This window comes from Amycolatopsis sp. NPDC033938, from assembly GCF_055575975.1.
In genome coordinates, this window is sequence record NZ_JBVIRO010000008.1 from 234,287 (window position 1) to 242,942 (window position 8,656).

The following is an 8,656-nucleotide window of genomic DNA, read 5'->3' on the forward strand; positions in this document are numbered from 1 at the left end:
GAGTGGGTAGTGGGGCGGCTTTGCGCGTGAAGGCCCCCTTCCCTCGGCTCAGCCGAGGGAAGGGGGCCTTCACGCGCAGAGGAGCGAGGGACCTTCGCACTGGGGTGGCAAAGGTCCCTCGCGTCGGAGTGTGGCTTGAGGGTCAGGCCAGGACGGTGGCCAGATCGGTGGCGGGCAGGCCGTGCGCGGCAGCGACCGGCGCGTTCGTCAGGGCGCCATCGTGGGTGTTGAGGCCCTTCGCCAGCGAAGCGTCGGCCTGCAGCGCCTTCTGCCAGCCGTGGTCCGCCAGCTGGACGGCGTACGGCAGCGTCACGTTGGTCAGCCCGTAGGTCGACGTACGCGGGACCGCGCCCGGCATGTTCGCGACGCAGTAGAACACCGACTCGTGGACCTTGTAGGTCGGCTCGTCGTGCGTGGTCGGCCGCGAGTCGGCGAAGCAACCGCCCTGGTCGATCGCGATGTCCACCAGCACACTGCCCGGGCGCATCCGCGAAACGAGGTCGTTCGAGACCAGCTTCGGCGCCTTCGCGCCGGGCACGAGCACCGCGCCGATGACCATGTCGGCCTCCAGCACGGCCTGCTCGACCGACAGCGCGTTCGAGGTCACCGTGCGGATGCGGCCGCCGAAGTCGTTGTCGATCTGGCGGAGCCGGTCGACGTTCGTGTCGAGGATTTCGACGTCGGAGCCGAGGCCGAGCGCGACCCGTGCCGCGTTGAGACCGGCGACACCGCCTCCGATCACGACCACGCGCGCGGGGTGCACGCCGGGGATCCCGCCGGGCAGCACGCCGCGGCCACCGCTGGGCTTCATCAGGGAGAACGCGCCCACCTGCGGCGCCAGCCGCCCGGCGACCTCCGACATCGGCGCGAGCAGCGGCAGCGCGCGGTTCGGGGTCTGCACCGTCTCGTACGCGATCGCGGTGGTGCCCGCGGCCAGCAGCGCGTCGGTCAGCGGCCGGTCGGCGGCGATGTGCAGGTAGGTGAACAGCACCTGGTCGCGCCGCAGCCGCGGGTACTCCTCGGCGATCGGCTCCTTGACCTTGAGCACGAGTTCGCCCTCGGACCAGGTCTCCTCCGCCGTCGCGAGGACCTTCGCGCCCGCGGCGACGTACTCCTCGTCGGTGATCGACGAGCCGAGGCCGGCACCGGTCTCGACGAAGACGTCGTGGCCGCGCCCGGTCAGTTCGTGCACGCCCGCCGGGGTGAGCGCCACCCGGTATTCGTGCCTCTTGATTTCACGGGGGACGGCGATACGCACTGTGGCCTCCTGCGGCGGTTTACTAGAAGGTGCTGCCACTCACGGTGATGCACCCGGACGGCGGTGTCATCGTGCGCGCGCGACAATCTCGTGAGCCGATCATGGTTCTCTCCGCACAGCCGCTTGACCTCTACCGAACTTGAGCTTGCACCTTGTGTCACATGAGAGCCGTGTGGTTGAAAGAGTTCGGCGGGCCCGAAGTGCTCGTCGCGGGCGATGCCCCCGATCCGGTCCCGGCAGCGGGCCAGGTGCTGATCGAGGTGGCGTACGCCAACATCACGTTCGTCGAGACACAGGTCCGTGCCGGCGGCGGGCCGTTCCGCGTGGAGCTGCCGATGATCCCGGGCAACGGTGTCGGCGGTGTGATCAGCAAGGTCGGCGAAGGGGTCGATCCCGGTCTGGCCGGGAAACGCGTCGTGACCTCGACAGGAGGCTCCGGGGCGTACGCGCAGCGCGTCGCAGTCGCCGCCGATGCCGTCTTCGAGGTCCCGGACGGCCTGGCCCTCGACGCGGCGGTGGCGATCCTTGCCGACGGCCGGACGGCGACGGCGCTCGTGACCGCCGCGAAGATCCAGCCAGGGGAGCGCGTACTGGTCGAGGCCGCGGCCGGGGGCGTCGGCGGACTGGTGGTCCAGCTCGCCAAGGCGGCGGGCGCGGAGGTCGTCGGCGCGGCAGGCGGTCCCGCGAAGACCGAGCACGTCCGGACACGCGGAGCCGATCTGGCGGTCGACTACCGCGAACCGGACTGGGCGGCGAAGGCCGGCGAGGTCGACGTCGTGTTCGACGGGGTCGGCGGCGAGATCGGGACGACGTCGTTCGGGTTGCTGAGGCCCGGTGGCCGGATGCTGCTCTACGGCTTGTCGAGCGGCGTCTGGGCCGAGGTGTCCGAAGAGGACGCCGTCGCACGCGGGGTCACGCTGGTCCGGCAGTTCGGCGGGCCCGCGGAAATGCGGGCGTTCACCGAGTCCGCCCTCGCCGAAGCCGCGGCGGGGCGGTTGGAACCCGTGATCGGTCAACGGTTCCCGCTCGAACGGGCGGCGGACGCGCACGCGGTGATGCAGTCGCGGGGCACGGTCGGCAAGACGCTGCTCGAGGTCTGATGTTCGACGTCGACGAATTCCTCGCCGGTCCGCTCACGGCGAGGGTCGCCACAGCCGGGCCGACCGTGCGCCCGACCTGGTATCTGTGGGAGAACCGTGCCTTCTGGATCCTCACCGGACCGTGGGCGCGCCTGGCCGGTCTCGTCCGCGAGTCACCGGCGATCGCGCTGACGGTCGATGTCTGCGACGTCGGTTCCGGCGTGGTCAAGCAGGTGCTCGCGCGAGGCGATGCGGAGGTGCTGCCGTTCGACGTCCCTCGTGGACGGCGGCTGCTGAGCCGGTATCTCGGGCCGGACGAGCACAAATGGGATGCGCGATTTCGTTCGTACCTGCACGATGATCCCGAGGTGAAAGGGACCGTCTGGATCCGGATGGTGCCGAAGCGATTCGTCGCGGACGACCTCGGTTATCGGGTTTGACGCACGGCCGCGTTCGCTGGGGGTGAGCGCGGTCGTGCAACCTGCGGATCGGTAAATGCAGCACGATCGAGTCAAGATGTTGATCTTACTGGCCGGTAAGCTGCCATTCTGTTGCGCATGACAAATCAGGACTGGCGGCGGGAGCGGCGCGTCCGCACCGTCGACACCGAAGGCAATCCGGCGGATGTCATCGTGGGTCTGGTCGAAACTCCCGGGCATGGCTACGAAGCCGCGCTGCGGGTTGACGGCGGCCCCGGTGTGCTTTTGCCGCTTTATCCGGGTGCGGATCTGCTCGCCGCGGTACGTCAGACCATTGAGGATGGATATCGCGCCAGCGCCCACTAGCCACCGGATGTCATGAAAGGGTCTTTCGAGACGTTTTACGTCCTGAAAGACCCTTTCATGACGTCGGCGCACAATTTTGTCGCACTACAAAGTGTTCGATATCGAGTGGTTTGTAGTTGAATCAGCTCCACCGGAGCGAAACGAGTTGCGTGAGCAACGCCAGCCGGACATCGGGATCGTCGAGGTCCAGCGGGACGAGGTCGAGCAGCCGCCGCATGCGGTACCGGAGGGTGTTGGGATGGATCCGGAGTTCCTTCGCGGCCGCGCGGGGATCGCCGGGGTACCGGAGCCACTGGTAGAGCGTGTCGACGTAGCCGCTCTCGTGGGCTTCGTCGTGCGCGCGCAACAGGCCGAGCGGGCCGAGTTCCGCCACCTTCGCCGTACTCGCCGCCGTCGCTCCGCGATGCAGCGAAAGGGCTGTCCACGCCTCCTCGAAGACCACGACGCGGCCGGGGACGAGCTTGGCGCGTAGCAGGCCCAACGCTTCGTCGGCCTGTGCGCGAGAGGTCGCGAGTTCCCCGATCTCGCAGGCCGAACCGGCGGCCGCCCGAGGGGTGCCGCCGCGGCGCGACCCCGGGAGGGCTTCGAGCGCGGCCCGGAGTTCGTCCCAGCCGTCGCCGTCCGGGACGACGGCGTAGAGCACGCCGCCGAGTTCGGTGGCCACCGGTCGTCTGCCGACGCCCTGGGAGATCCGTTCGAGGAGGGCGAGCCGCAGCCCCTCGTCGTCGCGACCGTCGCCGCCGGAGACCTCGATGACGACGACGCGGTGCGGCTCCTCGGACAAGTCGAGTTCGGCGATCGCCTTGCGCGGGCTGGCCTTCCCTTCGAGTACGGCACGCAGGAGTTCGGCCGACACCCGCCGTTGCGAATCGGTGTGCGCGCGACGGCGCAGCAGGTGCAGCGCGACGACGGGCGCCGCGTCGGCGAAAGCGGCGGCGCGTTCGTCGGAGACCGGACCCGCGACGACCGCCCACATCGACCCCAGCAGTTCCCCGCCCATCCGGATCGGCACGATGAGCCGCGGCAGCGTGCCGTCGCGCTGCGCGGGCACGAAGATCGTTTGCCGTCCACGGGAAAGCTCCCGGAACACCCCTCGCGAGCGGAACCGCGCGAGCACGTCGTCGGGGATGCGGCGGCCCATGATCGTGGAGACGCGCGCGGAGTCGGTCAGGTCCTGCCGGGCCGAGTAGGCGAGCACCCGCGAGTTGGTGTCCTCGATGGTGACGGGCGCGTCGACGACGGAAGCGACCGCGTCGGCGAGCCGGAAGAGGTCGCCGGAACCGGGCCCGCCGCCGTCCTCCAGCGCGTCGGACTCGTCGGCGAGCGCGTCGAGGACGGTCCTGAGCAGCCAGACCAGCTGGGCCCATGACGTCGCCGAGCGCACTTCGATCAACGCGATGTCCGCCGACTTCGCCGCCCGCTTGACCGACGGTTTCGCCGCGAGCGGAGGCTTCAGCAGGACCGCGGCGGCCCCTTTCGACGCGCTGAGCTTGACGAGTTCGGCGGCGTCCGACGTCTCGGTGATCGCGACGCCGAGGACGAGGTCGCCCGCGGCGAGGGTGTTGCCGGGTTCGGCGATGACGACGTCGCCGACCGCCGGGGACTCCTCGGGGACCTGGAGGGCGTGCAACAGCGTCGGCCCCACCCGGTCGACAACGCTGCGCACGGAAACCATGCGGCGATTGTCCAGCAGTCGGGACCACCGCACACGTCAGACCTCGCGCGGGGTCCTCGCGTCGATGTCCTCGGGGGTGTACTGCTCCCGTTTGGTCGTCAGCGCCCACCGGTGCCCGTCGGGATCGACGATCCGGCCGTAGCGCTCGCCGAAGAACATCTCCTCGACCGGTGCCTCCAGCCGCGGGATCTCCTGGCTCACCAGCAGCCGCGCGTCTCCGACGGCGAGTTCCACGAACAGCACAACGCCGTCCGGCAGTACGTTGCGGAACAGCTCGACCGCGCCGAAGGCCTTGCCGTAGAAGGAAAGTGACGCGTCCACGTCCTTGACGAACAGATGCGGCACCAAGCCGAGTGGCCGGTTCACGCCGACTCCGCCCGCTTCAGCAGGCCGGCCCGGCCGGCCACGGCGACGAACCTGCTCAGTAGCTCCGCCTCGCGGGTGGCGACGTCGCGACCGGCGCCGGTCAGCCGGTAGTAGCGGCGGCGTGAGTCGTGGGGCTGGTCTTCGCTCGCGTCGGGAGCCTCCTCGACCAGGCCGTCGGCGACGAGCCGGGCCAGCGTCCGGTACAGCGTCCCCGGTCCGAGCTGGGCGGCCCCGCCGCTCACTTCGTCGACGAAACCCATGATCGCGTACCCGTGCGCGCGGCCGCCTTTGCCGTTCGCGAGCGCCAGCAGGGTCTGGAACGCCGCGGGGGTGAGCTGCGGGTTGCCGTCGGCCATCCGAGGAGCATACACTCCGGTCTCGTTATATCCATGATGGATACAAGGAGTCGGCTGTGGCGATTCAGGGCGTGCACAAGATCGTCGTCGGGGTGACCGACCAGGAGCGGGCGAAGAGGTTCTGGTCCGAGGTCGTCGGATTCGAGATCACCACCGACGTGCCCTACGACGACAAGGGGAACCGCTGGGTCGAGGTCGGTTCCGCCGATGGTGCGACGACGCTCATCCTGAGCACCGCCCCGGAGGACCTGAAGCGGTTCGAAGTGCGAGACGAATTGCCGACGGCCAATTTCTTCTTCTACGCCGACGACATCGAAAAGACGTACGAGGAGCTTTCGGCGAAGGGGGTGGAGTTCCCGGCTCGTCCGGAGAAACAGCCGTGGGGCTGGTGGGCGATGTTCGTCGACTCCGAGGGCAACCGGTTCGCCCTGCAGGAGAAGATTCCCACCTCCTGAGAGTGGTTGGGTGCTCCGTCCGGCGGAGCTAGCTTCGGTCACAACAGCCGAAACCCTTGAACCGCTAGGAGAATCGCGATGAGCGCGGACGGATGGTCGTTCGAGACCAAGCAGATCCACGCCGGCGCCGCGCCGGACACCGCCACCGGTGCGCGGGCGACCCCGATCTACCAGACCACCTCGTACGTGTTCCGCGATACCCAGCACGGCGCCGATCTGTTCAGCCTCGCCGAGCCGGGCAACATCTACACCCGGATCAACAACCCGACGCAGGACGTCCTGGAACAGCGCCTCGCCGCGCTCGAAGGCGGTGTCGCGGCGCTGGCGTTCGCCTCCGGATCCGCGGCGACGACGGCGGCCATCCTCAACCTCGCGAACGCGGGTGACCATTTCGTCTCCAGCCCCTCGCTCTACGGCGGTACCTACAACCTTTTCCACTACACGCTGCCGAAACTCGGCATCGAGGTCTCGTTCGTCGAGGACCAGGACGACATCGAGCAGTGGAAAGCCGCTGTCCGGCCCAACACCAAGCTGTTCTTCGCCGAGACGCTGGCCAACCCGGGCAGCAACGTGCTCGACATCCGCGCGGTCGCCGACGCCGCGCACGAAGCGGGTGTCCCGCTGGTGGTGGACAACACCGTGCCGACGCCGTACCTCGTCCGCCCGATCGAGCACGGCGCCGATGTCGTGGTCCACTCGGCCACCAAGTACCTCGGCGGCCACGGCACTACGGTCGCGGGCGTACTCGTCGACGGCGGAACCTTCGACTTCGGCAAGGATCCCGCGCGCTTCCCCGGGTTCAACGAGGCCGATCCGAGCTATCACGGCCTCAAGTACTGGGAGGCGCTCGGCCCCGGAGCGTACGCGGCCAAGGCCAGGGTGCAGATCCTGCGTGACACCGGTGCCGCGATCGCGCCGCTGAACAGTTTCCTCATCCTGCAAGGGATCGAGACCTTGTCGCTGCGGCTGGAGCGGCACGTGTCCAACGCGCAGGCGCTGGCCGAATGGCTGGAGCAACGCGACGAGGTCGAGAAGGTGTACTACGCCGGGCTTCCGTCGAGCCCGTATCACGAGGCGGCGAAGAAGTACCTGCCGAAGGGCGCGGGCGCCGTCCTGTCCTTCGACCTGCGTGGCGGTGTCGAAGCCGGCCGGGCCTTTGTGGACGGTACGGAACTGCACAGCCAGCTGGTCAACATCGGTGACGTGCGCAGCCTGATCGTGCACCCCGCCTCGACGACGCACAGCCAGCTCGCCCCGGAGGAGCAGCGGGCGAGCGGTGTCACGCCGGGGCTCGTCCGGCTCGCCGTCGGACTGGAAGGGATCGAGGACCTCAAGGCCGACCTCGAGGCTGGATTCCGGGCGGCCAAGGCGGCTTTGTGACGCAGGCTCCCGATCTCCCTCCCGGCACCGGTGCGTGGCGGGAGGGAGATCCGCCTGGACGGCGCCGGTTCGTCGCCGGCGTCCAGGTGCTCGAAACCGGACCGGAACTGCGTTTCACCCTCGCCTACGAGACTTGGGGAACACTGAATTCCAGTGCCTCCAACGCGATTCTCGTCGAGCACGCGCTGACCGGCGACAGTCACGCCGTCGGTCCCGCGGAGGAAGGCCACGTCAGCCCTGGCTGGTGGGACGGCCTGATCGGTCCGGGTAAGGCGATCGACACGGATGAATTCTTCGTCGTGGTCCCGAACGTGCTCGGCGGCTGCCAGGGTTCGACCGGGCCGTCGTCGCGGCATCCGGACGGAAAAGCCTGGGGCAGCAGGTTTCCCGCCGTGACCGTACGGGATCAGGTGGCCGCCGAGGTCGTCCTCGCCGACACACTGGGCATCGGCCGATGGGCCGCCGTGCTCGGCGGTTCCATGGGCGGAATGCGCGCGCTGGAATGGGCGGTGGGTGAACCGGAGCGGGTCGCGTCCCTGCTCGTCCTCGCGTCGACGGCGCAGGCGTCGGCCGACCAGATCGCCTGGGCCGCGCCGCAACTGCACGCCATCCGGGCCGATCCTGGCTGGCACGGTGGTGATTACCACGACCTTCCCGGCGGCGGACCGGAGGCAGGCCTCGGTATCGCGCGCCGGATCGCGCACATCACCTATCGCAGCGAAGCCGAGCTTTCGCAACGGTTCGGCCGCCGTCCTCAGGACGGCGAGGATCCGTTGCGTGGCGGCCGGTTCGCCGTCGAGTCCTATTTGGACCATCACGCCGGGAAGCTGTCGCGCCGATTCGACGCCGGCAGCTACGTGGTGCTCACCGAATCGATGAACACCCACGACGTCGGCCGCGGGCGCGGTGGCGTCACGAACGCGCTGCGCCGGATCACCGCGCGCACGGTGGCCGCCGGGGTCGACAGCGATCGGCTCTACCCGCTCCACCAGTCACAGGCGATCGCGGACGGCGTCGCGGGCGCCGAGTTCGCCGTCATCGGCTCGCCCTATGGGCACGATTCGTTCCTGATCGAGACCGAGCAGATCGCGCGTTTGGTGAAGGGTCTCGTGAGTGGTGGCAGTTAGAGCGAAGTCGAACATGGCGTGCCCGGCGCGGGACCGGACTGACTGACGGAAGCCGGGCCCCAGCGTGCGCAAGGGGCACCTTCCCGAAGAATACTGTCCGACTTAGGTGGTTTGTGCGGTTGTGGACGGGGGTCGTGAGTGGCAATGAGGGTTCTAACCCTATTTGCCACTCACG

At 69.0% G+C, this 8,656-nt stretch carries 10 protein-coding genes; 6 read left to right on the top strand and 4 right to left on the bottom strand.

Going from position 1 to position 8,656, the window contains the following annotated elements:
- Positions 1-142 precede the first annotated feature (142 nt).
- Positions 143-1,258 carry an alanine dehydrogenase gene (gene ald, locus ACZ5ZX_RS22055; protein WP_465503848.1) on the bottom strand — a complete coding sequence of 372 codons (1,116 nt, stop codon included), beginning with the start codon at positions 1,256-1,258 and terminating at the stop codon, positions 143-145.
- A gap of 161 nt (positions 1,259-1,419) precedes the next feature.
- Between ald and ACZ5ZX_RS22060 the strand changes: the two genes are divergently transcribed.
- From ACZ5ZX_RS22060 to ACZ5ZX_RS22070, 3 genes are all read left to right on the top strand, one after another.
- On the top strand, positions 1,420-2,358 hold the full coding sequence (locus ACZ5ZX_RS22060) for a zinc-binding dehydrogenase (protein ID WP_465503849.1): 939 nt from the start codon (positions 1,420-1,422) through the stop codon (positions 2,356-2,358).
- Positions 2,358-2,777 (top strand): pyridoxamine 5'-phosphate oxidase family protein, encoded by a 420-nt coding sequence (locus ACZ5ZX_RS22065; protein ID WP_465503850.1) that lies wholly within the window; start codon positions 2,358-2,360, stop codon positions 2,775-2,777. Before ACZ5ZX_RS22060 ends, ACZ5ZX_RS22065 begins: the two co-directional genes overlap by 1 nt.
- A gap of 117 nt (positions 2,778-2,894) precedes the next feature.
- Positions 2,895-3,122 (top strand): hypothetical protein, encoded by a 228-nt coding sequence (locus ACZ5ZX_RS22070; RefSeq protein WP_007033850.1) that lies wholly within the window; start codon positions 2,895-2,897, stop codon positions 3,120-3,122.
- 121 nt (positions 3,123-3,243) lie between these two features.
- On the opposite strand, the gene ACZ5ZX_RS22075 is transcribed toward ACZ5ZX_RS22070, so the two are convergent.
- From ACZ5ZX_RS22075 to ACZ5ZX_RS22085, 3 genes are read right to left on the bottom strand one after another with little or no spacing between them, the layout of a single operon-like run.
- The gene (locus tag ACZ5ZX_RS22075; protein ID WP_465503851.1) at positions 3,244-4,797 is read right to left on the bottom strand and encodes a PucR family transcriptional regulator; all 1,554 of its coding nucleotides are present in this window, start codon (positions 4,795-4,797) and stop codon (positions 3,244-3,246) included.
- A gap of 36 nt (positions 4,798-4,833) precedes the next feature.
- Positions 4,834-5,163: a VOC family protein gene (locus ACZ5ZX_RS22080; RefSeq protein WP_465503852.1), complete on the bottom strand. Its 330-nt coding sequence runs from the start codon at positions 5,161-5,163 to the stop codon at positions 4,834-4,836.
- Positions 5,160-5,519: a PadR family transcriptional regulator gene (locus ACZ5ZX_RS22085; protein WP_465503853.1), complete on the bottom strand. Its 360-nt coding sequence runs from the start codon at positions 5,517-5,519 to the stop codon at positions 5,160-5,162. The genes ACZ5ZX_RS22080 and ACZ5ZX_RS22085 overlap by 4 nt, the downstream gene beginning before the upstream one ends.
- 56 nt (positions 5,520-5,575) lie before the next feature.
- Here ACZ5ZX_RS22085 and ACZ5ZX_RS22090 point away from each other — a divergent pair, with 56 nt between their 5' ends.
- The 3 genes from ACZ5ZX_RS22090 (at position 5,576) to metX (ending at position 8,481) form a co-directional block, all read left to right on the top strand.
- Positions 5,576-5,974, top strand: a complete 399-nt coding sequence (locus ACZ5ZX_RS22090) for a VOC family protein (protein ID WP_465503854.1) — start codon at positions 5,576-5,578, stop codon at positions 5,972-5,974.
- Positions 5,975-6,052: 78 nt separating this feature from the next.
- Positions 6,053-7,354 carry a bifunctional o-acetylhomoserine/o-acetylserine sulfhydrylase gene (locus tag ACZ5ZX_RS22095; RefSeq protein ID WP_465503855.1) on the top strand — a complete coding sequence of 434 codons (1,302 nt, stop codon included), beginning with the start codon at positions 6,053-6,055 and terminating at the stop codon, positions 7,352-7,354.
- A complete protein-coding gene (metX, locus tag ACZ5ZX_RS22100; protein WP_465503856.1) occupies positions 7,351-8,481 on the top strand; it encodes a homoserine O-acetyltransferase MetX in 1,131 nt (376 codons plus the stop codon). Before ACZ5ZX_RS22095 ends, metX begins: the two co-directional genes overlap by 4 nt.
- Positions 8,482-8,656 lie beyond the last annotated feature (175 nt).

What these genes read in the sequence shown, in the direction of transcription:
- ACZ5ZX_RS22075 (WP_465503851.1), bottom strand. Translation starts at nt 4,797, where the DNA reads ATGGTTTCCGTGCGCAGCGTTGTCGACCGGGTGGGGCCGACGCTGTTG.
- ACZ5ZX_RS22095 (WP_465503855.1), top strand. Translation starts at nt 6,053, where the DNA reads ATGAGCGCGGACGGATGGTCGTTCGAGACCAAGCAGATCCACGCCGGC.
- ACZ5ZX_RS22060 (WP_465503849.1), top strand. Translation starts at nt 1,420, where the DNA reads ATGAGAGCCGTGTGGTTGAAAGAGTTCGGCGGGCCCGAAGTGCTCGTC.
- ACZ5ZX_RS22085 (WP_465503853.1), bottom strand. Translation starts at nt 5,519, where the DNA reads ATGGCCGACGGCAACCCGCAGCTCACCCCCGCGGCGTTCCAGACCCTG.
- ACZ5ZX_RS22065 (WP_465503850.1), top strand. Translation starts at nt 2,358, where the DNA reads ATGTTCGACGTCGACGAATTCCTCGCCGGTCCGCTCACGGCGAGGGTC.
- ACZ5ZX_RS22070 (WP_007033850.1), top strand. Translation starts at nt 2,895, where the DNA reads ATGACAAATCAGGACTGGCGGCGGGAGCGGCGCGTCCGCACCGTCGAC.